20 protein-coding genes, 1 tRNA gene and 5 pseudogenes are annotated in these 24,248 nt (G+C 68.2%); 10 read left to right on the top strand and 16 right to left on the bottom strand.

The window, feature by feature from the left end; genetic code table 11:
- Positions 1–9: 9 nt before the first annotated feature.
- The 8 genes and pseudogenes from QUE79_RS18530 to QUE79_RS18565 all read right to left on the bottom strand — a co-directional run bounded on the left by QUE79_RS18530 (position 10) and on the right by QUE79_RS18565 (position 8,097).
- On the bottom strand, positions 10–1,158 hold the full coding sequence (locus QUE79_RS18530) for a DNA polymerase III subunit delta' (RefSeq protein ID WP_286344351.1): 1,149 nt from the start codon (positions 1,156–1,158) through the stop codon (positions 10–12).
- A gap of 2 nt (positions 1,159–1,160) precedes the next feature.
- Positions 1,161–1,780 (bottom strand): annotated as a pseudogene (gene tmk, locus QUE79_RS18535) (dTMP kinase).
- Positions 1,780–4,707: a type I DNA topoisomerase gene (gene topA, locus QUE79_RS18540; RefSeq protein ID WP_286344352.1), complete on the bottom strand. Its 2,928-nt coding sequence runs from the start codon at positions 4,705–4,707 to the stop codon at positions 1,780–1,782. Before topA ends, tmk begins: the two are co-directional and overlap by 1 nt.
- A gap of 193 nt (positions 4,708–4,900) precedes the next feature.
- Positions 4,901–5,311 (bottom strand): Rv3654c family TadE-like protein, encoded by a 411-nt coding sequence (locus QUE79_RS18545; protein WP_286344353.1) that lies wholly within the window; start codon positions 5,309–5,311, stop codon positions 4,901–4,903.
- Positions 5,308–5,679, bottom strand: coding sequence for a TadE family type IV pilus minor pilin (locus QUE79_RS18550; RefSeq protein ID WP_286344354.1), 372 nt, complete (start codon positions 5,677–5,679; stop codon positions 5,308–5,310). The genes QUE79_RS18545 and QUE79_RS18550 overlap by 4 nt, the downstream gene beginning before the upstream one ends.
- The gene (locus QUE79_RS26235; RefSeq protein WP_434011018.1) at positions 5,660–5,929 is read right to left on the bottom strand and encodes a DUF4244 domain-containing protein; all 270 of its coding nucleotides are present in this window, start codon (positions 5,927–5,929) and stop codon (positions 5,660–5,662) included. The genes QUE79_RS18550 and QUE79_RS26235 overlap by 20 nt, the downstream gene beginning before the upstream one ends.
- 84 nt (positions 5,930–6,013) lie before the next feature.
- On the bottom strand, positions 6,014–6,979 hold the full coding sequence (locus QUE79_RS18560) for a type II secretion system F family protein (RefSeq protein ID WP_286344355.1): 966 nt from the start codon (positions 6,977–6,979) through the stop codon (positions 6,014–6,016).
- Entirely contained in the window at positions 6,976–8,097 is a 1,122-nt protein-coding gene (locus QUE79_RS18565; protein WP_286344356.1) for a TadA family conjugal transfer-associated ATPase, read from the bottom strand. Before QUE79_RS18565 ends, QUE79_RS18560 begins: the two co-directional genes overlap by 4 nt.
- 430 nt (positions 8,098–8,527) lie before the next feature.
- Between QUE79_RS18565 and QUE79_RS26240 the strand changes: the two are divergent.
- From QUE79_RS26240 to QUE79_RS26250, 3 genes and pseudogenes are all read left to right on the top strand, one after another.
- Positions 8,528–9,151, top strand: a pseudogene (locus QUE79_RS26240) (AMP-binding protein); the annotation flags it as partial.
- A gap of 95 nt (positions 9,152–9,246) precedes the next feature.
- Positions 9,247–9,914 (top strand): annotated as a pseudogene (locus QUE79_RS26245) (AMP-binding protein); the annotation flags it as partial.
- Between the two features lie 189 nt (positions 9,915–10,103).
- The gene (locus QUE79_RS26250) at positions 10,104–10,490 is read left to right on the top strand and encodes an AMP-binding enzyme (RefSeq protein WP_434011068.1); all 387 of its coding nucleotides are present in this window, start codon (positions 10,104–10,106) and stop codon (positions 10,488–10,490) included.
- A 57-nt stretch (positions 10,491–10,547) separates the two neighbouring features.
- On the opposite strand, the gene QUE79_RS18575 is transcribed toward QUE79_RS26250, so the two are convergent.
- Together QUE79_RS18575 and QUE79_RS18580 are read right to left on the bottom strand one after the other, a co-directional pair.
- Complete coding sequence (locus tag QUE79_RS18575) at positions 10,548–11,012, bottom strand: RidA family protein (protein WP_286344357.1); 465 nt, start codon at positions 11,010–11,012, stop codon at positions 10,548–10,550.
- The gene (locus QUE79_RS18580; protein ID WP_286344358.1) at positions 11,012–11,134 is read right to left on the bottom strand and encodes a DUF4177 domain-containing protein; all 123 of its coding nucleotides are present in this window, start codon (positions 11,132–11,134) and stop codon (positions 11,012–11,014) included. The genes QUE79_RS18575 and QUE79_RS18580 overlap by 1 nt, the downstream gene beginning before the upstream one ends.
- Positions 11,135–11,249: 115 nt before the next feature.
- Here QUE79_RS18580 and QUE79_RS18585 point away from each other — a divergent pair, with 115 nt between their 5' ends.
- The 4 genes from QUE79_RS18585 to QUE79_RS25840 all read left to right on the top strand — a co-directional run bounded on the left by QUE79_RS18585 (position 11,250) and on the right by QUE79_RS25840 (position 15,791).
- On the top strand, positions 11,250–13,802 hold the full coding sequence (locus tag QUE79_RS18585) for a transglycosylase domain-containing protein (protein WP_286344359.1): 2,553 nt from the start codon (positions 11,250–11,252) through the stop codon (positions 13,800–13,802).
- Positions 13,799–14,767 carry a metallophosphoesterase gene (locus QUE79_RS18590; protein ID WP_286344360.1) on the top strand — a complete coding sequence of 323 codons (969 nt, stop codon included), beginning with the start codon at positions 13,799–13,801 and terminating at the stop codon, positions 14,765–14,767. Before QUE79_RS18585 ends, QUE79_RS18590 begins: the two co-directional genes overlap by 4 nt.
- Positions 14,768–14,817: 50 nt before the next feature.
- Positions 14,818–14,891, top strand: a tRNA-Pro gene (locus QUE79_RS18595).
- A 330-nt stretch (positions 14,892–15,221) separates the two neighbouring features.
- Complete coding sequence (locus QUE79_RS25840) at positions 15,222–15,791, top strand: IS5 family transposase (protein ID WP_350271725.1); 570 nt, start codon at positions 15,222–15,224, stop codon at positions 15,789–15,791.
- Here the strand turns inward: QUE79_RS25840 and QUE79_RS18600 are convergent.
- Entirely contained in the window at positions 15,754–16,548 is a 795-nt protein-coding gene (locus QUE79_RS18600) for a CPBP family intramembrane glutamic endopeptidase (protein WP_286344361.1), read from the bottom strand. The two genes, QUE79_RS25840 and QUE79_RS18600, sit on opposite strands and share 38 nt — an antisense overlap.
- Before the next feature lie 191 nt (positions 16,549–16,739).
- Between QUE79_RS18600 and QUE79_RS25845 the strand changes: the two are divergent.
- Positions 16,740–16,856 (top strand): annotated as a pseudogene (locus tag QUE79_RS25845) (DUF2510 domain-containing protein); the annotation flags it as partial.
- 694 nt (positions 16,857–17,550) lie between these two features.
- On the top strand, positions 17,551–18,198 hold the full coding sequence (locus QUE79_RS18605) for a DUF4333 domain-containing protein (protein WP_286344362.1): 648 nt from the start codon (positions 17,551–17,553) through the stop codon (positions 18,196–18,198).
- Between the two features lie 133 nt (positions 18,199–18,331).
- On the opposite strand, the gene QUE79_RS18610 is transcribed toward QUE79_RS18605, so the two are convergent.
- The 4 genes and pseudogenes from QUE79_RS18610 to QUE79_RS25850 all read right to left on the bottom strand — a co-directional run.
- A complete protein-coding gene (locus tag QUE79_RS18610; RefSeq protein WP_286344363.1) occupies positions 18,332–18,937 on the bottom strand; it encodes a thymidine kinase in 606 nt (201 codons plus the stop codon).
- A 303-nt stretch (positions 18,938–19,240) separates the two neighbouring features.
- Positions 19,241–19,984 carry a response regulator transcription factor gene (locus tag QUE79_RS18615; RefSeq protein ID WP_286344364.1) on the bottom strand — a complete coding sequence of 248 codons (744 nt, stop codon included), beginning with the start codon at positions 19,982–19,984 and terminating at the stop codon, positions 19,241–19,243.
- Positions 19,971–21,116, bottom strand: a complete 1,146-nt coding sequence (locus QUE79_RS18620; RefSeq protein ID WP_286344365.1) for a hypothetical protein — start codon at positions 21,114–21,116, stop codon at positions 19,971–19,973. The genes QUE79_RS18615 and QUE79_RS18620 overlap by 14 nt, the downstream gene beginning before the upstream one ends.
- 169 nt (positions 21,117–21,285) lie before the next feature.
- Positions 21,286–21,549, bottom strand: a pseudogene (locus QUE79_RS25850) (ATP-binding protein); the annotation flags it as partial.
- Between QUE79_RS25850 and QUE79_RS18625 the strand changes: the two are divergent.
- On the top strand, positions 21,445–22,362 hold the full coding sequence (locus QUE79_RS18625; RefSeq protein ID WP_286344366.1) for a hypothetical protein: 918 nt from the start codon (positions 21,445–21,447) through the stop codon (positions 22,360–22,362). The pseudogene QUE79_RS25850 and the gene QUE79_RS18625 sit on opposite strands and share 105 nt — an antisense overlap.
- 327 nt (positions 22,363–22,689) lie before the next feature.
- Here QUE79_RS18625 and QUE79_RS18630 read toward each other — a convergent pair whose 3' ends face one another.
- Entirely contained in the window at positions 22,690–24,120 is a 1,431-nt protein-coding gene (locus QUE79_RS18630; protein WP_434011069.1) for a malate:quinone oxidoreductase, read from the bottom strand.
- Positions 24,121–24,248 lie beyond the last annotated feature (128 nt).

The raw sequence follows: 24,248 nt of genomic DNA on the forward strand, positions 1-24,248 counted from the left end.
CATCCTGGCTTATCGAACGGGGTGTCGGCTGACTGCGATGAGCATCGCTTCGAGGGCGAGAGCCGGTGCCACGTTGCCGTCGATGCGGGTCCTGGCCGTCGTGATGGCGTCCATGACCCGGAGGGTCGTCGCCGGTGTCGCCGCTGCCGCAGCGGTGTCGAGGTCGTGCCGGATGCTCTGGTTGATCGGCTCTTCGCTGACTCCGAGCTGGAGGAGCAGGATGTCGCGGTAGAGCGAGAGGAGATCGACGAGGATCCGGTCGATTCCGTCGCGGAGGCTTCGAGTCGCGCGGCGCTTCTGGTCGTCTTCGAGTGCCCGGAGCTGAGCGCGAAGGGCGGGCGGGACGGTTCCGCCGGGGGCGACGCCGAGAGAGCGGAGGGCGCTCTCGCGTTCTTCGGCGTCACGCTCGAGCGTGATGGCCTTGGCGTCTTCGCCGGCCACCGCGAGCAGCGTGGCGGCAGCGACGACGGCATCGGAGACGGATCGGATCGCCAGCGCCGTCTCGAGTGTCTGCCGGCGGCGGGCGCGGGCGTCGGGATCGGTGGCCAGACGGTGCGCCATACCGATGTGGCTCTGCGCCTCGCGGGCTGCGACCTCGGCGGTCGCCGGGTCGACGCCGTCTCGCTCGCGCAGGAGCTCGGCCACGTCGGCGACCGATGGGACACGGAGCCGGACGCTCCGGACCCGTGAGCGGATGGTCGGGATCAGATCGGCCTCGCTGGGCGCGCAGAGGATCCACACGGTGCGAGGCGGAGGCTCTTCGAGGGCTTTGAGCAGGACGTTCGACGTGCGCTCCGTCATGCGGTCGGCGTCTTCGATGACGACGACGCGGTACCGGCCGACCGAGGGCGAGAACTGCGACGCCTTCACGAGCTCTCGGACCTCGTCCATCTTGATGATCACCATCTCGGTGCTCAGGACGGCGAGGTCGGGGTGCGTGCGCGCCTGCACCTGGCGGACCGTGAGGTCTTCGTCGTCGGGTCCGCGGGACAGCAGTGCCGCAGCGAACGCGTAGGCCAGGTTGGACCGACCGGACCCCGGGGGCCCGGTGATCAGCCACGAGTGCGACATGGCCACGTTGCCGGGCGCCGTACTGGCAGCCGCTCGAAGCGATCGAATGGCTTCGGCCTGCCCGGTGAGGTGATCCCAGACGCCCATGGTCAGCCCAGCATAGTCGCGACGCGGGAGCGGATCGCGGCGGCGATCTCGTCGGGAGGCAGGGTGGCGTCGATCACGAGAAAGCGCTCCGGCTCGGCCCCGGCCAGGGTCAGGAAGCCCTGACGCACGCGGGCGTGGAAGTCGGACGCTTCGGCCTCGAGCCGGTCGTACTCGGTGCGCGAGGTGTCGAGGCGCGCGCGGCTCGACGCCTCGTCGAGATCCAGCAGGATCGTGAGGTCGGGCAGGAGACCTTCCGTCGCCCAGAGCGAGAGGGTACGGACCTCGTCTGCTCCGAGCACGCGCCCTGCTCCCTGGTACGCCACCGAGGAGTCGAGATAGCGGTCTTGCAGGACGACGTCGCCCCGCTCGAGCGCCGGACGCACGACGGTCGCCACATGGTGCGCGCGATCGGCGGCGTAGAGCAGGGCCTCGGCGCGGGGAGCGATGTGGCCGCGGCGGTGGAGGACCATTCCGCGGATCTCGACTCCGAGATCGGTGCCACCCGGTTCGCGCGTGCGCACGACCGGGTGGGAGCCCTCGACCAGCCAGGACTCGAGAAGCGCCGCCTGCGTCGATTTTCCGGCGCCGTCTCCCCTTCGAGCGTGATGAAGAGGCCGGCCACTACTCGGACTCGGTCGCCGTCGTGCCGGCCGACGTCGAGGGGTTGCCGGTCTTCTTGGCGGGTGCCTTGCGAGCGACCGCCTTCTTGGCCGTGGTGGTCGCCTTGGCTGCCGCAGGCTTCTTGGCGGCGGGCTTCTTGGCGGCCGGCTTCTTCGCCGGGGCCTTCTTGGCCGCGGGTTTCTTGGCCGGGCCCTTGGCTCGCTTGTCGGCGATCAACTGCACGGCGCGATCGAAGTCGACCTCCTCGACGGTCTCACCGCGCGGGATGGTCGCGTTGGTCTCGCCGTCGGTGACGTAGGCGCCGAAACGGCCGTCCTTGATCTTGATCGCCTTGCCGCTGACCGGATCGGGAGCGTCGAAGTCCTTGAGGGCACTCGAGGCGCGCCGGGCGCCGTACTTGGGCTGCGCGTAGAGCTCGAGGGCTCCGGCGAGATCGATGTCGAAGATCTGGTCTTCGCTCGTCAGGGATCGGGTGTCGGCGCCCTTCTTGAGGTAGGGGCCGTAGCGACCGTTCTGTGCCTGGATCTCGTCGCCCGACTCGGGGTCGAGCCCGACGGTGCGAGGGAGATCGAGAAGGCGTAGCGCGGTCGCGAGGTCGATCGAGTCGACGTCCATCGACTTGAACAGGGAGGCGGTGCGCTCTTTCGGGAGCGCCGCCTTCTTGGCCGGGGCCTTCTTCTTCGGCGGGGCCTTCGTGAGGGTCGTCCCCGTCTCGGCTCCGGCCGGTGCCGCTTCCAGGATCTCGCCCGTCTCGCTGTCGACGGCGATGTCGGAGACGACCTCGACGGGTCGCTCGGTCACGTAAGGGCCGAAGCGACCGTCCTTGGCGATGACCTCCTTGCCCGAGTCGGGGTTCAGGCCCAGCACGCGGTCGCCGATGACGGGGGCGTCGATCAGTTCGCGCGCGCGCTGCGGCGTGAGCTCGTCGGGGGCCATGTCTTCGGGAACGTTGACGCGCCTGGGGGTCTCGGGGTCGTCGCCCGGAGCCTCGAGATAGGGCCCGTAGCGGCCGATGCGGAGCGTCAGCCCTTCGCCGAGCGAGATCGAGTTGATGTCGCGCGCGTCGATCTCGCCGAGGTTGTCGATGACCTTGCGCAGCCCTCGGTGGGTGTCGTTGCCGAAGTAGAAGCCGTTGAGCCAGTCGACGCGGTCGGCTTCGCCGCCGGCGATGAGGTCGAGGTCGTCTTCCATGCTGGCGGTGAAGTCGTATTCGACGAGGTCGCCGAAGTAGTCCTCGAGCAGGCGCACGACGGAGAACGCGATCCAGTTGGGGACGAGAGCCGTGCCGCGCGGCGTGACGTAGCCGCGATCGACGATGGTGGACATGATCGCGGCGTAGGTCGACGGACGACCGATGCCGAGCTCTTCGAGGGTCTTCACGAGGCTCGCCTCGGTGTAGCGCGGCGGAGCGCTGGTGTCGTGCCCCTTGGCCTCCACGTCGTCGATCGACAGCGTCTGACCTTCGGTGAGCGGAGGCAGCTTCGCGTCGGCCGGAGCCGCGTCGGCGTGGCGCTCTTCGTCCTGGCCCTCTTCGTAGGCCGCGAGGAAACCGCGGAAGGTGATCACGGTACCGGTGGCGACGAACTCCGCGAGGGTACCCGCCTGCCCGGAGCCGCGGGATCCTGCGTCGATCCCCTCGACGGCCTGGGCGGTCGTGGCGGCGACGACCACGGAGGCGGTCGAGCCCTTGGCGTCGGCCATCTGCGAGGCGACTGTTCGCTTCCAGATGAGGTCGTAGAGCTTCCAGTCGTTGCCGCGGAGAGTGCCTTCGAGCTGCGAGGGCGTCTTGAAGGTGTCACCCGACGGGCGGATGGCCTCGTGCGCCTCTTGGGCGTTCTTGCTCTTGCCCGAGTACAGGCGTGCCTTCTCGGGAATGGTCTCGGCACCGTAGAGCTTCGACGCCTGCGAGCGCGCCGCGTCGATCGCCTGCTGCGAGAGCGACGGCGAGTCGGTTCGCATGTAGGTGATGTAGCCGTTCTCGTAGAGAGACTGCGCCACGCTCATGGTCTGCCTGGCAGAGAAGCGCAGCTTGCGAGCGGCCTCCTGCTGCAGCGTCGAGGTGGTGAACGGCGCCGCCGGGCGCCTCGTGTACGGCTTCGACTCGACGGACTGCACGACGACGCCCACGCTGGGCTCGTACAGCGCGGTCGCGAGCGCTTGGGCGTTGGTGGCGTCGAGGGAGACGGCGTCGCCCTTGAGTTTTCCGCGGTCGTCGAAGTCGCGCCCGGTGGCGATCCGCGACCCGTTGACCCGCACGAGGCGCGACGGGAAGGGCAGACGGTCGGTCGTCGGGGAGAAGATCGCGCTGAGATCCCAGTAGCTGGCCGAGACGAAGGCCAGGCGCTCGCGCTCCCGGTCGACGACGAGGCGCGTCGCCGCGGACTGCACGCGACCGGCGGAGAGGCCGGGGCCGACCTTGCGCCAGAGGACGGGCGACACCTCGTAGCCGTACAGGCGGTCGAGGATGCGACGCGTCTCTTGGGCGTCGACGAGCGCGGTGTCGAGCTCGCGGGTGTTCTCCTGGGCCTTCTGGATGGCGTCCTTGGTGATCTCGTGGAAGACCATCCGCTTGACGGGGACCTTCGGCTTCAACTCTTGCAGCAGGTGCCACGCGATGGCCTCGCCCTCGCGGTCCTCATCTGTTGCGAGGTAGAGCTCGTCGGCGTTCTTCAGGGCGCGCTTGAGGTCGGCGACGGTCTTCTTCTTGGCGTCGGAGACGACGTAGTAGGGCTCGAAGCCGTTCTCGACGTCGACGGAGAACTTGCCGAGCGAGCCCTTCTTGAGCTCGGGCGGGAGGTTCTTGGGCTCGACGAGGTCGCGGATGTGGCCGACGGACGCCAGCACCTCGTATCCGCTGCCCAGATACTGACCGATCGTTTTCGCCTTGGCAGGCGACTCGACGATGACCAGTTTCTTCGTGCCTGGCACGGGACTCCTTGGATGGTGATAAGGACTGCCTGCGAACTGCGCAGGCGGCTTGATGACGTGTTCTCGACCGACGGTCGGCCCACGATGAGGACCGGTGCCCGACGGCCTCGTTGCCCCGACGATCGGTGAGATCGCACGATGTCGGTGCACCCGACAGGCACACCATACACACACAAGGCCGGTGTCTCGCTCCTCATTTCTTGGAAGAAGCAGTGCGCGGGCTCGGCGGCGACCGAGGTTGCCCGGCCGTCGCAGCCACTGTGATGACGAACGGACCGACCCGGGAGGAGACGGCCACGGTCGCACTGCTCCCCTCTGTCTCGCAGGTCACGATCCGGGCTCGATTGGCCGCCGCGACGGTGGTCGCGACTTCGCACGGCGAGCCCGGGACGACTCCGGAAGCGACGTCGGCGGCGGCGAGCGCCGCGGCGTCGGCCCCTGCCCCCAGGCGATGCCGCTCGACGAGGACACCGGCGGCCGTGGCGATGGCGAGTGTGGTCGCTGTGACCGCGCCGACGATGGCCGCCGCCAGCACCGTGATGGTGCCCGAGTCGTCTCGAGCCCGACGGGAGCACGCCTTCCGCGCGCGGAGCGGCGCGGTCACCCTCCCGCCTCGGGTGCGCAGCTCTGAGCCGACAGGGGGACGGCACGCGACAGCGGCCCGAGGTTCGCGGAGAGCGTCAATCGAACGCAGACGAGGGCGCCGCGTGTGACCTCGACGCTTGCTCCCGGGGAGAGGGCTGCCACCGCCGCGCCCATCAGCGCGTCGTCGCCGCGACCGGCCGCCCGGGCCGCCACCCCGGCGGCGTCGGCCAGCCGGATCGCGTCGGTCGCCAGGCCGAGGACCCCGAGCGCGGCCGCGACGACGAGGAGAACCGCAGGAAGGACGACAGCGAACTCGGCCGTGACAGTGCCTGCGTCGGCCGCCCACGGACGCCGGAGGCGCTCACGGTCATCCGACCGTGAGCGCACGGTTGACCAGATCGGTGAGCACCGACTGGATCTGGCCGGAGCGCAGGATCGTGACGAGCACCCCGGCGAAGGAGACACCCGCCATGATCACGATCGCGTACTCGGCAGTGGCTGCCCCCTCGTCGGACAGCAGCCGCCCGCCGAGGGGCGTGTCGCCAAGCCGCCGGCGAGACCGGACCGAGGAGTCGCTGAACCTGCGACGGAGGCGAGGAACGCGGTGGAAGCGAGAGAAGAGGAGAGGGGGAAACATCGAGAGCCTTTCTGCTGAGGGAGTACCAGTCTTCGCGGGACGGCAGCGGCCCACGCCGGCCTGGACCGATCGGTGGACAACGGGTCACGACGACCAGCCTGTGGAGGAGAGGAGTGCGACGAATAGCGGCACGACGCCGACGAGGAGGAAGGCGGGGAGGACGCAGACCCCGAGCGGGAGCATCAGCACCACCCCGAGTCGCTCGGCGGCCATCGCGGCGGCGGCGCGGGCGTCGCGTCGGCGCTCGGCCGCCGCCGACCGCAGGAGCGCTGCACCGGGGACTCCGGCTCGCTGCGACAGCTCGACGAGCGAGTCGATCTCGGAGGCCGGAGTGTCGAGAGCGCTTTCCGGACAGTGCGTCCCGAGCGCCTCGGCGACGAGGCGACGGGCGTTACCCCAGGAGCCGCCCGCCGACAGGGCGACGGCGAGCAGCTCGAGGTCGAGGCCGGGGACCCCGGGCGGCGGCGCGGCCCGGGCCACGAGCCGCGCGTTCCATGAGCGCGCAGCCGCGACGAGCCCCGCTGCGGAGGCCACCAGGGCCCAGCCCAGCGGGGTCGTGACGAGGACGAGCAGCGTGTCGAAACCGAGGAGGACGCCGATCAGCAGGCCCGCGACGGGAAGCGCGAGCACGACCTTCGAGGTCGCGACCGGACCGCTCAGGGCGACGTCGGCCTCGCGGCGCGCCTGAGCGAGGGCTCTGGCCGCCTCGGCGCTCGAGCGGAGACAGGCCGCCAGCGGTGCGCCGCTGATCTCCGAGACCTCCCAGGCGGCGGCGGCCTGCTGCCATTCGGCGCGGGCCACCGTCTCGTCCGTCTCCGGGGCGGCGAGCGCGCCCGCCAGGGCGGGAGCCCCCGGCTCGCCCCGAGCGAGCGCCTCTGCGACGCCCCTCAGGAGCTGCTCCTCCGCCGCGTCACGACTCGCTGCTGCCAGATGAGCCCAGGCGGCGGCGGGAGCGACGCCGGCTTCCAGGAGAACGGCCAGTCTCTCGAGCGTTCCCGCGCTCGAACCAGGCGCGGCGACGCGTCGCCGACCTCGAAACGGCACCTTCACGAGGAGCTCGTCGGTGGAGTCGCGCCGGCGTCTTCTCGGCGACCGGCGCCGGCATCGACCTGCAGCCGACCGTCGCTTCCGACGGCGAGGCCGGCCAGACCCGTGATCCTGCGCCCTTCGGGGGTCTGAGCCAGATGCACCACGGCGCCGAACGCGCTGACCGCCTGCCGCGCGAGCGCCTCCGGAGACAGCCCAGCGAGCGCGCCGAGCGCTTCGAGCCTCGCAGGCACCGTCTCGAGCCCGTTCGCGTGCAGGGTGCCCGCACCGCCGTCGTGACCGGTGTTGAGCGCGCCGAGGAGCTCGCGGATCTCTTCACCACGACACTCGCCCACCACGAGACGGTCGGGACGCATGCGGAGAGCCTCGCGAACCAGCCGGGCCAGATCGACCAGGCCGGCGCCTTCGAGGTTGGCCTGCCGCGTCTCGAGACCGACGACGTGCGGGTGGTCGACACGGAGTTCGGAGACGTCTTCGATCGTGACGATCCGCTCGGCGTGTGAGGCGGCTCCGAGCAGAGCGGCCAGCAGCGTGGTCTTGCCGCTCCCGCCTGCACCGGTGATGAGCAGGTTCGTGCGCGCCCGGACATGGCGCAGGACCCGCTCTCGCGACACGTCCCGGAAAAGGCCCGCTGCTTCGAGGTCGTCCAGTGAGAGGCGGACGACGCTCGGGGCACGGATCGAGATCAGCGGGCCGCCCCGCGAGATCGGAGGCAGCACCACGTGGACGCGGATGCCGTCGGAGAGTCTGACATCGGCGCACGGCGTCGCCTCGTCGACGTGCCTGCCGCCGAGTGCCACGAGAGAAGTCGCCAGTGTGCGTGCGCTCGGCGTGTCGAGGTGGAGCGCGCGGACCAGACTCGGGCCCTCACCTCGATCGGCCCAGACTTCGCCGGTGGCGTTGACGAAGACATCGGTGACGCCTGGCTCTTCGAGCAGACGCGCGAGGGGACCGAACTGCGGAGGGACCGATCGCGTCGGCCCGGAGCGTACCCCGATCGACGCCCGCGTACCCCGTCGCGAGGAGTCGGCGGCGAGCGCCGACGGGACGAAGGGCGGTCGTGGATCGGAGGTGAATCGCTGGGGCATCGACGGCTGGCCGGAGTGCGTGGCTGAGATCATGCTCGACGGTAGGCACGAACGGCTCGAGGTAGACAGTTCTGCACACCCCTTCGCCGAAACGGCGGGGATGTCGGCCCTGTGGAGGACAGGATGATTGACCCGGCGTCCAGTGAAATAACGGACAGGTGTGGGGCTCGGCGAGCCCGCGAAGGCCGTTAAACGAGAGGGGCGGCACCAGTTGGGGGAACGGGTGCCGCCACAGCAACGCTCGATTGGGGGAATCGGGGGCGTTGCTTGTCGGAACGAATCCGACTCGAACGAGTGTACCCCAAAGAAGCCTTCGCGCAAGGAACTGCAACCCGCTCTCCCCAAGTCTGTTTACGTCACGCATCCGGCTGCGTCCGCCGCCCGGAGTAATGTTCCGAACGCACGCCACCGCCGCGCGGTCATCCAGCACTGCGCCATCTCGCAACGACGCGAAAGGACGACCATGCCCGACAACATCGACAACCTCCTCACGGAGACGCGTCGGTTCTCCCCCAGTGACGAGTTCGCAGCGAACGCCACGGCCACCACGGATCTCTACGACGCCGCGAAAGCCGACCGGTTGGGTTTCTGGGCCGCGCAGGCCAAAGACCTGCTGACCTGGCAGAGGCCGTTCACCGATGTCCTCGACTGGTCGAACCCGCCCTTCGCCAAGTGGTTCGCCGATGGTCGCCTGAACGTCGCCTACAACTGCCTCGACCGCCACGTCGAGCAGGGCAATGGCGAGCGCGTCGCGATCCACTGGGAGGGTGAGCCGGGCGACAGCCGTACCCTCACCTACGCCGAGCTGACCGCCGAGGTCAAGAAAGCGGCCAACATGCTGCTGGGTCTCGGCGTCCGAGCGGGCGATCGTGTCGTCATCTACCTCCCGCTCATCCCGGAGGCGATCGTCTCGATGCTCGCGGTCGCCCGCATCGGTGCGATCCACTCGGTCGTCTTCGGCGGCTTCAGCGCCGAGAGCATCCACGCCCGCGTGGAAGACGCCGGTGCCAAGGTCGTCATCACGGCCGACGGCGGCTGGCGGAAGGGCGCCGTGTCGCCGCTCAAGCCGGCCGTCGACGAGGCGCTGGCAGGCGGTCGCCACGACACCACCACCGTCGAGAGCGTCGTCGTCGTCAAACGCGGCGAGAACGACGTGGCGTGGGTCGACGGCCGCGACCTCTGGTGGCACGACCTCATGGCCGAGGCGGCCGAGGATCACGAAGCGGAGGCGTTCGAATCCGAGCACCCCTCTTCATCCTCTACACATCGGGCACGACCGGGAAGCCCAAGGGCATCCTGCACACCTCCGGCGGCTACCTCACGGGTGCCGCGTACACGCACAAGAACGTCTTCGACCTCAAGCCGGAGTCCGACGTCTACTGGTCGACCGCCGACATCGGCTGGATCACCGGCCACACCTACGTCGTCTACGGGCCGCTCGCCAACGGGGCGACCCAGGTCATCTACGAGGGCACGCCCGACTCCCCGAGCCCGGACGCTGGTGGGACGTCATCGAGAAGTACAAGGTGAGCCTGTTCTACGCCGCACCGACGGCGATCCGAGGCTTCATGAAGGCCGGGCGGCAGATCCCCGCCGCGCGCGACCTGTCATCGCTCCGCCTACTCGGAAGTGTCGGCGAGCCCATCAACCCCGAAGCCTGGGTCTGGTACCGCGACGTCATCGGCGGTGGCAGCACTCCCATCGTCGACACCTGGTGGCAGACCGAGACGGGTTCGATCATGATCTCCGCTCTGCCCGGCGTCACGACGCTCAAACCCGGGTCGGCGCAGGTGCCCCTGCCGGGAGTCTCGATCGACGTCGTCGACGATCAGGGTGAACCGGTCGGCAACGGCGAAGGCGGGCTGCTCGTCGTCACCGAGCCGTGGCCGTCGATGCTCCGCGGCATCTGGGGCGACCCCGACCGCTACAAGGAGACCTACTGGGAGAAGTTCCAGACCAAGGGGTACTACTTCGCCGGCGACGGCGCCCGCAAAGACGAGGACGGTGACATCTGGCTCCTGGGCCGGGTCGACGACGTCATGAACGTGTCCGGGCACCGTCTCTCCACCGCCGAGATCGAATCCGCGCTCGTCTCGCACCCGATCGTGGCAGAGGCTGCGGTCGTCGGTGCCGCGGACGAGACGACGGGGCAGTCCGTCGTCGCCTTCGTGATCCTGCGCGCCTCCCAGGCCGAGACGATGAGCCCGCAGGATGCCACGGCGGCGCTCCGTAACCACGTCGCGCACGAGATCGGGGCGATCGCCAAGCCGAAGACCGTGTTCATCGTGGCGGAACTGCCGAAGACGCGCTCCGGCAAGATCATGCGGCGCCTTCTGCGCGACGTCGCCGAGGGCCGCGAGATCGGCGACACGACGACGCTGGCCGACACGCAGGTGATGAGCATCATCCACGCGCAGGTGGGCTGACCCGCAGCACACGAAAGCGCCGGTCGACTCGTCGACCGGCGCTTTCGTGCGAGCGGGCTACTCCACCTCGAGGATGATCTCCACCTCGACCGGCGAGTCGAGCGGAAGCACCGCGACACCGACCGCGCTGCGCGCGTGGACACCCTTTTCGCCGAAGATCTCGCCCAGGACGTTCGAGGCGCCGTTGATGACACCGGGCTGACCGGTGAAAGCCGGATCCGAGGCCACGAAGCCGGTCACCTTGACCACCTTCACGACGCGGTCCAGGTCGCCGCCGAGCACCGAGCGGGCCGCGGCCAGAGCGTTGAGCGCGGACTGCTTCGCGAGATCCTGCGCCTCTTCTGGGGTGACGTCTCGGCCGACCTTGCCCGTGGCGGGAAGGCTGCCGCCGATGAAGGGCAGCTGCCCCGACGTGTAGACGTAGCCTCCGGAGACGACGGCGGGAACGTAGGCGCCCGCGGGGGTCGCTACGTCGGGGATGGTGAGGCCGAGTTCGGTGAGACGGGCGTCGATGGCACCCATCAGGCGGCCTGCACGGGACGTTTGAGGTAGGCGACGAGGCCGCCCTCCGGGCCCTGGAGCACCTGGACGAGTTCCCACCCCTCCGACCCGAAATTGTTCAGGATCGCGGTCGTGTTGTGCACGATGAGGGGGCTGTGAAGTACTCCCAGAGGACCATATTCGGCGTCCGTTCAGTCAGTTGCGGTGGTCGATCACTTACCCTGATCCTATGTCTGCCCAAAAAAGAGGCCTACGTCTGTGCTCGGAGCCGTCTTCGGCTTCGTCGGCTTCAGCGCCCTCGCCGGTCTGCTCGTCACAATCGGTGTGACGCCTGCACTCGCGGTGAGCAGTGTCACCGCGTCGTCGTCGATCGGCATCTTCGAAGGTCTGCCCGAGTACATCGCCATCGGCCAGCTCCAGCAGCGCAACACGCTCTACGCCACGCACGGCGGCAAACAGGTGCCGTTCGCGACCATCTACTCGCAGAACCGCGTCAACCTGAAGTGGAACGAGGTCTCCGAGAACCTCAAGCACGCGGTCGTCGCCGGTGAAGACAAGCGCTTCTACCAGCACGGCGGCGTCGACCTCACCTCACTCGTTCGTGCGGGTGTCGGTTCGGTCGCCGGCGGCGGCCTCGGCGACTCCGGTGGTGGCTCGACACTGACGATGCAGTTGGTGCGCAACATCAAGCTCGCGCAGGCTCAAGACATCAAAGACCCCAAGAAGCAGGCCGCCTTCATCAAGGACGCCAAAGAGGTCACCATCTCCCGCAAGCTGCAGGAGATGAAACTCGCGATCGGTCTCGAGAAGAAATACACCAAGGACGAGATCCTGCTCGCCTACCTGAACATCGCCTACTTCGGCGACCAGGCCTACGGCGTGCAGGCGGCCGCGCAGCACTACTACAACAAGAGCGCCGCCGACCTGACGCCCGTCGAGGCCGCCAGCCTCATCGCGATCGTGCAGTATCCCGAGAGCCGCGACCTGTCCACGCCGAAGAACTACGACGCGAACGTCGCACGCCGCAACGTGATCCTGAAGAGCATGAACGCGCAGGGGTACATCAAGAAGGCGGACCTCGATTCGGCCGTGGCGCAGTCCCCGTCGAAGTACGTGCATCTGACGCCTGCCACGCAGGGCTGCGCCGCCGTCACGTGGCCGGGAGCCCAGCAGTTCTGCGACTACGTCACATCGCCCGACATGATCAAGAGCTACGGGTTCCTCGGCGACACCGCCAGCGCCCGCACCAAGGCGTGGAACACCGGCGGGTACAAGCTCTACACGACGCTGAATCTCGATCTCACGGCGAGCGCCAAAGGCAAGATCGACCAATACGCCCCCGCGTCGTTCTCTGCGTTTCCGCTCGGAGGTGTGGTCGACTCGGTCGAGCCCGGCACGGGTCGCGTCGTGGTGATGACGCAGAACAAGAACCTCACCACCAACGCGTCATCGTCTCCGACGGGTCCGAACACCTACCTCAACTACTCGGTCGACAAGAAGTACGGCAGCAGCTCCGGGTTCCAGGCCGGATCGACGTACAAGCTGTTCACGCTGCTCGACTGGCTCGACAAGGGGCACGGCCTCAACGAGCTGGTCAACGCCACGAAGAGACCGTTCCCGACCATGACGTCGGGCGGGCAGACGATCAGCACCATCGACGGCTCCTTCCCGCAGGGCTACAACCCCAAGAACGACGAGGGGTACATCAGCGGCTACATGAACGTGAAGGTGGCCACCGCCGAATCGGTGAACGTCGCGTTCGTGAGCATGGCCCAGCAGCTCGACCTCCAGGACATCCGCGGGGTGGCCGAGAGTCTCGGCGTCCACTCGGCATCGGGCAATGCACCTGACGTCGGCCCTTCGTCCGTGCTCGGGACCACGAACGTCGCCCCTCTGACGATGGCCGCCGCCTACGCCGCCGTCGCCAACAAGGGCGTCTACTGCTCGACGATCGTCGTCGACAAGGCGACACTCCCCGACGGAAAGACCGTCACCGGTCAGCCCAAGAGCTGCAAGCAGGTCATCGACCCCGACGTCGCCGCGACGGCCATCCAGGCCCTCCAGGGCGTCTTCCAGTACGGCACGGCCGCCGGCGGCCTGCCCGACTCGCAGCCCGAGTTCGGCAAGACCGGCACCACCGACGACGCCGACCAGATCTGGCTGAACGGCTCGACCACGGCCCTGACCACGGTCACCTGGATGGGAGACACCTCGGGTGCGCGGCACAGCCTGCGGCAGGTGACGAGTCCCGTGACCGGCGGCCTGATGTCCCAGAGCCGAACCCAGCTCTTCAAACAGGTGCAGGCCGTCAACAACACCGTCTACAAGGGCACCGACTTCCCGGCACCCTCCGGCAATCTGCAGACGGGTTCCGGCGTCAACGTTCCGACGACGGTCGGCTCCACCGTCGATTCGGCCCAGAGCCTGCTCAGCGGCGTCGGCCTGACCTACAGCAACGGCGGCACTCAGCCATCGGCGGCCCCAGCCGGTCAAGTCACCGCGACGTCACCGGCCGGCGGCAGCCTCGTGCCGAAGGGATCCACCGTCACCGTCTACACGAGCGACGGCTCGGGCGCGACCAAGGTTCCGACGGTCACCGGAAAATCCCTGAAAGACGCCAGCGGCGACCTGCAAGGCGCCGGCTTCGACACGTCCAAGATCTCGGTCAAATACACGCAGAGCAAAGCCGACAACGAGTGCAAGGTCTTCACGCAGAGCCCCGACGGCAACAGCTCCGCGGCGAAGGATGCCGCGATCACGCTGACCGTCGGCGGCGGCAAAGACGGCAAGGATCCCGGGAACTGCTCGTGACCCGCACCACCACGCCCCGCGGCTCCGACGTCGCGGCGGCCCTGGCCACCGTGGCCGGGGCCGCCGCGGCGGGTGCCTTCGCCTACGGCACGTTCGTCGAGCGCAACCGGTTCACGGTGAGACGCGAGAACCTCGCGATCCTGCCCGCAGGATCCCGTCCCCTCACGATCCTGCATCTCTCCGACATCCACATGGCGCCGTGGCAGACCGAGAAGCAGGAGTGGATCCGCGGCCTCGCCGTGCTCGAACCCGACCTGATCGTGAACACGGGCGACAACCTCGGCCACATCGACGCCTACGACGCGATCGAGTACGCACTCGAACCGTTCCGCGACGTGCCGGGTGTCTTCGTGCACGGCTCGAACGACTACGTCGCGCCGAAGTTCAAGAGCCCCTTCACCTACTTCACCGGGCCGTCGCAGGCTCACTCGGTGCCGCAAGAACTCGACAACGAGCGTCTCACCGCCTACTTCGAAGGGCTGAGCTGGCTCGGCCTCAACAACACGGCCCGAGCCCTCGAACTCAAAGGCTCCCGGCTCGAGTTCTTCGGCGTGAACGACGCCCACCGCGGCTGGGCCCGCCTGGAACGCATCCCCGGGGCCCTCGACGACCTCCGCGAGAACGTCGGCTGGCAGGACGAAGACGGGCCGGAAGCCGTCAGCATCGCGCTGACCCACGCCCCCTACCAGCGAGTCCTCAACTCGTTCACCACCAACGGAGCAGATCTGATCTTCGCGGGCCACACCCACGGCGGCCAAGTCTGCGTGCCAGGCTACGGCGCGCTCGTGACCAACTGCGACATCCCCCGCAAACAGGTCGCCGGGCTGAGCCTCTGGAACCACGCGTTCAAATCCGCCTGGCTCGAAGTCTCCGCCGGACTCGGCACCTCCATCTACGCGCCATTCCGGTTCGCCTGCCGCCCCGAGGCCGTGCTCGTGACACTCACCGCCGAAAAGATCGGCTAGGATAGTGGGGTTGCTCCAGCCGCCAGCGGACGGAGCAGCCAACACACCATCGGGGTGTGGCGCAGCTTGGTAGCGCGCCTCGTTCGGGACGAGGAGGTCGTGGGTTCGAATCCCGCTACCCCGACGAAAGAATTGGCTAGACCTTTCAGGTCTGGCCAATTTTTCGTTCCCCTTATGACCCGCCCTTCGGGCGGCGCGAATGGTTGAGCCCTATGGGTTCAGCCATTTTTTCGTTCCCCTTATGGCCCGCCCGTTGGGCGGCGCGAATGGCTAGACCTTTCAGGTCTGGCCAATTTTTCGTTCCCCTTATGGCCCGCCCTTCGGGCGGCGCGAATGGTTAGACCTTCCGGGCCTGGCGATTTTTTCGGTCACCTTATGGCGTGGACTGGGGGCGTCGATTCGACGATTCCCGCGTGCATCAACACGCGGCCACGCTGCCCAGGCTCCAAAAGGGATCCGTGAAAACTACAACAATTCCAGACCCGAGCCAGCCGATCACGCCATCGCCCGGTCCCGCGGCGGGCTGACGACGAAAACGCATCTCGTCTGCGACGGGAGGGGCCGCCCGCCGGGATTCGTTCTCACCGGCGGGCAGGTCGCCGACACGATCATGCTTCCCCTTGCGGTCAGGCAAATCCGTGTCCCCACGGCGGGACGACCCTGGACGAAACCAGACCGGCTACTCGCGGACAAGGGCTACCTGTCCAGGTTCAACCGGGCCGGGCTCAGGGCGCGCGACATCAAGGTCACGATTCCCGAGAGGGACGACCAGATCGCTCACCGACGCAAACGACGCGGCCGACCGATCAAGTTCGACGCCGCCGAGTACAAGGGGCGCAACGTCGTCGAGCGGTGCTTCAACCGGCTCAAGCGATGGCGGGGCATCGCGATGCGTTCCGACAAGACCGCTCGGAACTACCACGCAGGCCTTCGCGTCGCGGCTGCTCTGCTTTGGGCGCACACGGTCCAGGACAAGCAGTCAACCATCACCTTGATGAGAACGCGCCGAGCACGACGGCGATAGTGACGTCGGCTGCGACGTGTGCCAGGTAGGTGGCAAGCATCCCGTGGGTCCGGATCCGCAGGTAGCTCAAGGCGAGCCCCCACAACAGCACCATCCCGACCCCGATTGGACCACTCGGAACTCCATGCAAGTGAGCGGCTGCAAATGAGGCCGAAGTTAGCACGACCGCGACGGCCGCCGGGAGGGTGAGTTTGCTCGCACTCAGGAGGAGCCCGCTCCACAATGTGTCTTCGACTGCCCCGTTGAGAACGAGGAACACGACGACGAGGGCAACAGCCAACGGGGCCGGGACGGAGCCAATCGAGTCTTCGTAAGCAGCAGGTAGGGTCCCACCAGTCAGTGACTCCCACGTGACCAACGACGCAACCGTGATGACGACGACACCCACGATGACCAGCCAACTCACCGCATCGATGTGACCGATGCGGAACCACGCGTGCCAGCCTCGGACTCGATGTTGGGTGATCGCAAACAGGAACGCCCCCAGGATTGCGAGACCCGGAGACACGGGCCAGATCCCGACAACCGGTAGGCGGATCAGTAACCACAAAAGCGCGACGGCGACCGCCGCGTCGACGAAAGCAACATCATGATTGCGGGACGCGACGAACCCGGCCGCGATGACCAGCGCGATCACGACGAGCGCCACCCACACGGACACCGGGAAAGCGACGGCGATACCCGCCGCTGCGATAACCAGGACGGACCGCCAGGAACGGCGTGCCCCCGTCCCCCGGAGAACCGGCTGAACAACCATGCTCCCAGTCTGCCCGGTCGCCCCGGACCAAACCGAGTTCATCTAGCAACACGCCCTGGAGGCTTCGAGTCTGGCCAACTCGGTCGGAGCCGCTCCACACACCTCTCTGGGAAAGGACAGCGTGACCTGGACTGGGGATGTCGGCAGACGCGCACGAGTTCGTAGGGTGAGTGCAGATCAGGGGGACACGCATGGCCGACGAGACGACGGGCGCGCCCGCAGCCGGGTGGTACACCGACCCCAGCGCCGCCGCCGCCTACCGCTGGTGGGATGGCGCCCACTGGACCTCCGTAATTCTGCCGGAACGGCCCCCAGAGGCCGCAGGATCCGCCCGCGCGGGAGATCCCTCAGCCTCACCTCCGAGGGCCGCCCGAGGCTCTGAGAGCGCTGCGGGCCAAATCGCCGCGCTAGCGACGCAAGCACTCCCCACGCGCCGCAGTCTTCGTGAGCAGGCTGCTGCCGTCCCGACGCGCGCCGCCGCCGGCAGTGCGGCTGCCGGCGCGGCTTCCGGTGCAGACGCCTCCGCATCGATCTCGGCTCCCACGACAGCAGCCGGCCCGTTCGCGCAGGGCCGCGCCGCCACGCCGCAGCCCTCCGCGAGCCTCGCGCCCCAAGCGGCGGCCCCGGCCCCGACTCAGGCACCGACTCAGGTCCAGGCCCACGCCCAGCCCCACGCCCACGCCCACGCCCAGCAGGCTCTGCCCGACGCGCAGCAACGCATGCCGCCGCTGCAGCCAGCGCCGTCGGCGACAGCCAGGCAAGCCGCTCTACCGACGCCGCCGGCACAAGCCGTCTACCGCCCGGTCAACCCGCTGGCAGCAGCTAAGACCCCCGGAGCACCGGTCAGCCCCGTCGGCTTCACCGTCCCTCCGGCGTGGGCGGCCAACGTCCCGGCCCCGACCTTCACTCCCGGATACGCGATCGTCCCCGGCGTGCCGGGCCTCTCCCCTCCGGGTACGGCCAGGTCCCCCGGCGGCTCGGTTCGGTCAGCAGACGCTGCGGATGACCGTCGACAAGGCGATCAACCGGCCGGCCCGGAATGGTCTGGCCCTCGGGATCCTGAGCGCTCTGATCGTCGTCCTCGTCGTGGGGGCGACGATCGCCACCGACCGGATCTACGTGGTCTGGTCCTTATGGACCGTCGCCGGCCTCGTCTGCAGCATCGTGGGATACCGCAGGGCCCGGCGCTGGGAGGAGCAGGGCTTCATCCCGGTCGGAGTCCGGCGCGCGATCGCCGGGATCATCCTCTGCTCCGTCGCGCTCCTCGCCCAAGGCACGGAGACGGGCCTCGCCCTGGCGACCGGAGGAATCCAGCCGATCGGACGCGCGCCGACCACCGACAACGGGAGCTCAGCGGCGGGATCGAGCTCGCACGGCTCGTCCGGGTCGCCGACGACCGCGCCCGTTGTTGCCGTCCTGCAGGGTGACGGCACCTCCGTGTACTCGCAGGCCCAGGCACAGACCGCCATCGGAGCGGCCTACGCGGCAACGCTCAAGGCGGCGCCGACCGGCGTGGTCTGCCCCGCGACCGAGCCGATCCAGGTGAGCGTCACGTTTCCCTGCACGGTGACGATCACCGGCGGGACGTCGACCGTCGCGCAGGTGACGGTCGTCGACGCGCAGGGTCACGTCGAGGTCCAGGTTCACTAGTCGAGCCGGCACCGCGCATCGTTCGTCGTCGGGCACTGACGGCCGGCTGGAAAGTGAGCGGCAAGCCGCGCACGAGGAAGCCAGGACGGCGGGCAGACAGGTGTTCGAGGAAGCGGCGTGAGAACGGCGGGACCTACCGGAGCGCGCCGCCGGACTCCTCGAGGTAGCAGACGGCGCAGAGCGCCTCGTACGATACGAGCTCACCGTCGATGGCCACCTGATCGCCGTCGAAGACGTAGCGTCCGTCGATGAGGCGCGCGTTGAACATGGCCTTGCGCCCGCAGCGGCAGATCGTCTTGAGCTCTTCGAGCGAGTGGGCCACTTCGAACAGCCGAGCGGCGCCCGGGAACGCAGCGGTGCGGAAATCGGTGCGGATTCCATATGCCAGAACAGGAATGTTCTCGAGCACGGCAATCCGCAGGAGGTCGTCGACCTGCGACGGCTCGAGGAACTGCACCTCGTCGATGAGGAGGCAGGCGACATCTTGGCCCGTGCTCTCGAGCACACGCGACCGTGCGGCCGCGAAAACGGCCAGCACGTCGTCGCCGGGCCTCACGAGGAGATCGGTCGACCGCGTCACGCCCAGCCGCGAGACGATCTGGTCGTCGCCCTTGGTGTCGGTGTCGGGCTTGGCGAGGAGGACGCGCTGATGGCGCTCTTCGTAGTTGTAGGCGGCCTGAAGCAGCGACGTGCTCTTGCCGCTGTTCATCGCCCCGTAGCGGAAATAGAGTTTTGCCACCCGGCGAGCTTATTGCAGGACGCCGGGTCCTCTTGTCCGCCGAGATCGCACTTCGACCCGCGTGTCACGCTCGGCGGCAGCGGGAGCGCAGTCTCGCGCGGCGAGATGGCCGCAGCTGTCGCCACAGCCGCGCTCACGCGACAGAACGGGCCACCTCACGCGCCGCGCCCAACGCCGCACGCAATGCCGCACGCCTCGGACGCGCGGCGAGATGGCCTCAGCTGTCGCCACAGGCGCGCTCACGCGACAGAACGGGCCACCTCACGCCCCGCACGCAGCACAGCACCAGCGCGGACGCCAGCTCTACTGCAGGTAGCCGTCTTCTGCCGCGCGTCGAATGAGCTCGGCCTTCTTCGACGCCGGGCGGTTGGCCTTGGCGTACTTCTCGCGGACGCGGCGCAGGTAGGTCTTGGCCGTCTCGTACTGGACGTTCATCTGCTGCGCGACCTCGTTGGTGCTGAAGCCCGACACATACAGGCGGAAGGCCTCCGCCTCGCCGGCGCTGAGCTTCGGACGACTCTGGTTGGACGCCCCCACCGGAAGCGGACGCCAGTCGCGCTGCGGAGCGTTGTCGCGGGCGACACCCATGACCTGGCGGGCGGCGTCCATCACCTCGCGCATCGGCAGGGCCTTCGAGAGGAACGCGGAGGCGCCGGCGTCGAGGGCGCGTTCACGCGACTCACGCGTGTCGAGGCTGGACAGCACGACGACCTTCGCCCCCGCGGCGCGGCAGGTGCGCACGCGCGCTTCGATCGACACGGGCTCCTTGAGCTGGAAGTCGAGGAAGACCAGGTCGGTCGGGAAGTTGTCGCTGTGCACGAGCTGCAGCCAGGTGTGCGCGGTGAGGACGAGATCGAAGTCGTACGCGTTCACGTTGATCCAGCTCGAGAGGCTGTCGAGCAGGACCTCGTGGTCGTCGAGGATCGCCAGGCGCACGCGTCGAGTCGCAGGCGTCTCGGGTGACACGGAGTTCCACGAGGCGACCGGCATGGGCCGAGATGAACTCGATCGGAGGGTGTGGCTACCGTTCGGGTCAGTGCTGGTCATAAGAAAACCTTAGTGTCAGGAAGGATCCGTTCACGTCGACCTGGAGGTCGTGGAACAGGATGCGGAGGACGGCGAAATAGGGGGCATAACGTTGGCGGACGGCGACATCGGCTGACGTCGACTCGATACGGATGAGAGCTCTCACGAGCGGGTGATCGTCGTGCAGGACGATGCCGAGACTCGGGGTCCTGGCCGACTGGTCGGACGCCATCGCCTGGATGACGGCCCTGACCGCCGTGCGCTGATCGCCGGTCATGTGAGACGCGAGATCGGCACGGTCGACGACGGTTCCGGCCTGGCCGTTCGGACAGAGATCGAGCAGGATCTGCTCCAGCCAGCTCCGATCGCTCTCAGCGACGATGCGCTGGCGGATGAGCGTCGCGACCTGACCGGCACGGGCCCTGTCGTCGTCGGTCACCTCGCCGCGCTCCACCAGGTCCGTGAAGAACGGGACGACGTCGCGGTTCAGCCCGGTGACGCGATCCTGCTGCACCGATCGCGCGATCCCCGGCCGCATCTCCTGCGCGCTCTCCCGGGTGAGGACCGCGGCCCTCGAGAGCCACTGCTGGACGAGGGTGACGAAAGTCAGCGCGTAGACGGCGCTCCCGACTCCGAGCGCCAGGACCGGGGTCACACCGACCCCGACGAACACGATCGTCGGCACCCGGGTGGAGAAGAACGGCGCCTCGACCACGACGACGGCGGCCACGGCGACGGCAGCGGCGACGGTGCCGACGACCAGTTCTCGCCCGGGGCGATAGGGGGCGCAGGCGAGCAGCAGGAGGCCCAGAGCCGCACTCCCCCAGTCGTCGCGGATCATGACGTCGTGACCGTAGGCGGAGGCGCTCTCGGCGACGAGGCCCAGGATTCCGGAGACCAGGATCACGACGAAGCTCGCCCGGGTGAACGGCGCGCGCAACGGGCTCGAGGAGACGACCACGACGGCAGCCGCGATGGCCACGAAGACGATGGCGAGGACGGCCAGCGGCAGCACGGTGCCCGGGTCGTGCGAGAAGATGGTGCGCCCGAGTGCCAGAGCGACGGCGAAGATGCCGATGACGAGCGTGATCGGCCTCTGATTGAGCGCACCCAGCGGATCGGTCTGTTGAGCGGTGGCTTCGCGATCGCTCACGCGGCGTCTTCCGATCCTTCTCGAACGGTTTCGCCCGAGGGGTGTCGTCGGCCCTGCGTCCGCGCAGGTCGTCGTCGCGGGCGACGGCTCCGCCGGTGCGGTCCGTGCCTGCGGGGAGGCCGATCATGACGGACGTACCGCTGCCGGGTGACGACCAGATCTGGACCGTGCCACCGACCCGCGTGATCCTGGCCCGGATCGAGTTCTTGACGCCGAGCCTGTCGCCCGGAGTCTCGCTCTCGGTGAAGCCGACCCCGTTGTCGATCACCATGACGGAGACGTCGGTGTCGGAGCCGAACAGCACCAGTTCGGCCTGCTGGGTACCGGAGTGGATGAGGACGTTCGTGAGGCACTGTGCGACGGCGAGGGCGAGGGCTTTGCTCGTGGCGGGGGCGAGACGTGCCACCGCGGCGACGTCGCCCGTGACGACCACGTCGAGGCCCTGCTCGATCGCCCGGTCGACTGCGCGATAGAGCTCACTGGCCTCCCAGTCGCCCTGGACCGCCGTGACGTCGGCTTCGGCCTCGTGGAGCCACTCCTGGCCGATGAGTCTCGCCAGGTCGCGTTCCATTGCCCCGGCGAGGTCGGCGTCGAGTCGGCCCGGTGCGGCCATCGAGATGGCCGCGAGGTGGCTGAGGACGGTGTCGTGCACGAGCGCGGAGGCCTGCTGCTCGATGTCGTGACGCACGAGCGAGATCTGCTCGTCGCGAGCGGCGAGATGGAGGTTGGGCTGCACGCGGCGCGCTCGGTCTCGAGCCACCAAGGAACCACCCATCGTCGCGACGATGAGGATGTAGCCGAGGAGAGTCGTGACGTCGATCTTGTGCTGGGCCCCGGTCTGGAAGGTCGCGATCTGGGTTGCCAACTCGCCGGCGACCAGGCCGAAGGTGGCCCAGAGCGGACCTCGGCGAGCGTAGAGGCCGCTGCCGCCCACCATCACGAGAGCGAGCTTGGGGAGCGAAACGGAGAACGCATCGGAGGAGTTGACGATGCTGATCTGCGACAGGACCGTCACGGCATACACGTAGACGGCGGCGGCACCGATCACGAGATAGGCGATCGTCGAGACGGTCGACCGCACCCGTTCGACGATCACGAGCAGCACCAGCATCGGCACGAGCGCGAGCAGCGCGGGCCACAGGATCAGACTGGGCGTGACCAGCTGCTGGGCGATGAGGAGCACCGTCGCCGCGACGAGGAGAACGGTGGCGATGGCGTGACACGAACGGGCGATCGCGCGAGCTGAACTCTGGGGAGCGAGGTGACTGGGTAGCCCGAGCAGCACGCGTCCTCCTTCGTTCCGGCGTCGATCTGACGATGACTCTCTCCGAAGTATGGCAAATCGGAAGGCCCTCGTGTACCCCGATATCAGGGGACAAGACACGGACGAACCGCTCGGATCACTCGATTTGTGCCCCGAATGCTGTCCTCAGGGATCATAGCGCCGCAAACGGAATGTGACGTCCGACGCCGAGGGCCTCCCGCGATCAGCCACGAGGCATGGAAGCCTGCCTCCTCGTCGAACGGATCAGAGCCAGCGCCTCAGCGGCGCGACGCCGAGGCGCTGAACGACTCAGGCGTGAATGCCGAGGGTGTCTGCTGTCGCGCCCATGGTGGCGGCCGCCTTGGCCTCGTCGGCCGCGAGCGGCTCGCCGACCGTCGGGATCATGGCGCGAAGCTTGTCGGCCCACTCGGCCTTCTTCGTCGGGAAGCACCGGTCGAGCACGGTGAGCATGATCGGCACCGCCGTCGAAGCACCGGGCGATGCGCCGAGGAGCCCCGCGATGGAGCCGTCTTTCGCCGTGACGACCTCGGTGCCGAACTGGAGGACGCCTCCCTTGGCGGCATCCTTCTTGATGACCTGGACCCGCTGGCCCGCGGTGATCTTGTACCAGTCTTTGGGATCGGCGTCCGGCATGAACTCGCGAAGCGCGTCGAACTTGGTGCGCTTGGAGGCGGCGAGCTGGCTCACCAGGTACTTGATGAGGTCGAAGTTCGACAAACCCACCCGGATCATCGGATACAGGTTGTGCAGCTTGATCGACCGGAACAGGTCGAGGTACGAGCCGCTCTTGAGGAACTTGGGGCTGAAGCCGGCGTAGGGGCCGAACATGAGGCTCGCCGAGCCGTCGACGACCCGAGTGTCGAGGTGTGGCACCGACATCGGCGGGGCGCCGACGGACGCCTTGCCGTAGACCTTGGCCTGGTGCTTGGCGACGACCTCGAGGTTGTCGGTGCGAAGGAACTCGCCGCTGACCGGGAAGCCGCCGAAACCCTTGATCTCGGGGATGCCCGACTTCTGCAGCAGGTGCAGCGCGCCGCCGCCCGCGCCCACGAAGACGAACTTCGCGCGCACCTCGACGAGCTCACCCGTGGCGCCCCGCTTCATCGAGATGGTCCAGGCACGGTCGCGCCCCCGTCGGAGGTCGGTGACCTGGTGGCCGAGGTTCAGCTCGACCCCGTTCGACGTGAGGTAGCCGAGGAGGTTGCGAGTCAGAGAGCCGAAGTCGACGTCGGTTCCGGCAAGGATGTGGGTGGCCGCGATCGGCTCACCCTTGGGTCGACCGGCGACGAGTGCGGGAGCCCACTCGGCGATCGTCGACGGGTCGTCGCTGAACTCCATGCCGCGGAACAGCGGGTGACCGTCGAGCGCTGCGTGCCGCTTGCGGAGGTACTCGACGTTGTCCCTGCCCCAGACGAAGCTCATGTGCGGAGTCGAGTTGATGAACCGGTCGGGCTCGGGCAGCGCGCCCTCGTCGATGAGGTACGACCAGAACTGTCGCGAGACCTGGAACTGCTCGTTCACCTTGACGGCGCTCGAGATGTCGATCGAGCCGTCGGCCTTCTCGGGGGTGTAGTTGAGCTCGCAGAGGGCGGAGTGGCCCGTGCCCGCGTTGTTCCAGGGATTGCTGCTCTCTTGAGCGACGTCGTTGAGCGCTTCGTAGACGCGGATCGACCAGTCGGGCTGAAGCTGCTTCAGCAGCGCACCGAGGGTCGCACTCATGATTCCGCCGCCGATCAGGGCGACGTCGATTGGCTCCGTTGCAGCAGTCACTCGACGATTCTATGCCGCGCGCGTCATTCCTTTCGCAGGATCGCTCGACGCCGAGCGTCGTGAGGACGGCTCACCTG

The sequence above is a fragment of the Frondihabitans sucicola genome (genome assembly GCF_030296615.1).
GTDB lineage: Bacteria > Actinomycetota > Actinomycetes > Actinomycetales > Microbacteriaceae > Frondihabitans > Frondihabitans sucicola.

Bases quoted from the DNA above. Each gene is read 5' to 3' on its own strand.
- QUE79_RS18530 (WP_286344351.1), bottom strand. From the start codon at position 1,158: ATGGGCGTCTGGGATCACCTCACCGGGCAGGCCGAAGCCATTCGATCG.
- QUE79_RS26235 (WP_434011018.1), bottom strand. From the start codon at position 5,929: ATGTTTCCCCCTCTCCTCTTCTCTCGCTTCCACCGCGTTCCTCGCCTC.
- QUE79_RS18565 (WP_286344356.1), bottom strand. From the start codon at position 8,097: ATGATCTCAGCCACGCACTCCGGCCAGCCGTCGATGCCCCAGCGATTC.
- QUE79_RS26250 (WP_434011068.1), top strand. From the start codon at position 10,104: ATGAACGTGTCCGGGCACCGTCTCTCCACCGCCGAGATCGAATCCGCG.
- QUE79_RS18575 (WP_286344357.1), bottom strand. From the start codon at position 11,012: ATGGGTGCCATCGACGCCCGTCTCACCGAACTCGGCCTCACCATCCCC.
- QUE79_RS18600 (WP_286344361.1), bottom strand. From the start codon at position 16,548: ATGGTTGTTCAGCCGGTTCTCCGGGGGACGGGGGCACGCCGTTCCTGG.
- QUE79_RS18605 (WP_286344362.1), top strand. From the start codon at position 17,551: ATGACCGTCGACAAGGCGATCAACCGGCCGGCCCGGAATGGTCTGGCC.
- QUE79_RS18615 (WP_286344364.1), bottom strand. From the start codon at position 19,984: ATGACCAGCACTGACCCGAACGGTAGCCACACCCTCCGATCGAGTTCA.
- QUE79_RS18630 (WP_434011069.1), bottom strand. From the start codon at position 24,120: ATGAGTGCGACCCTCGGTGCGCTGCTGAAGCAGCTTCAGCCCGACTGG.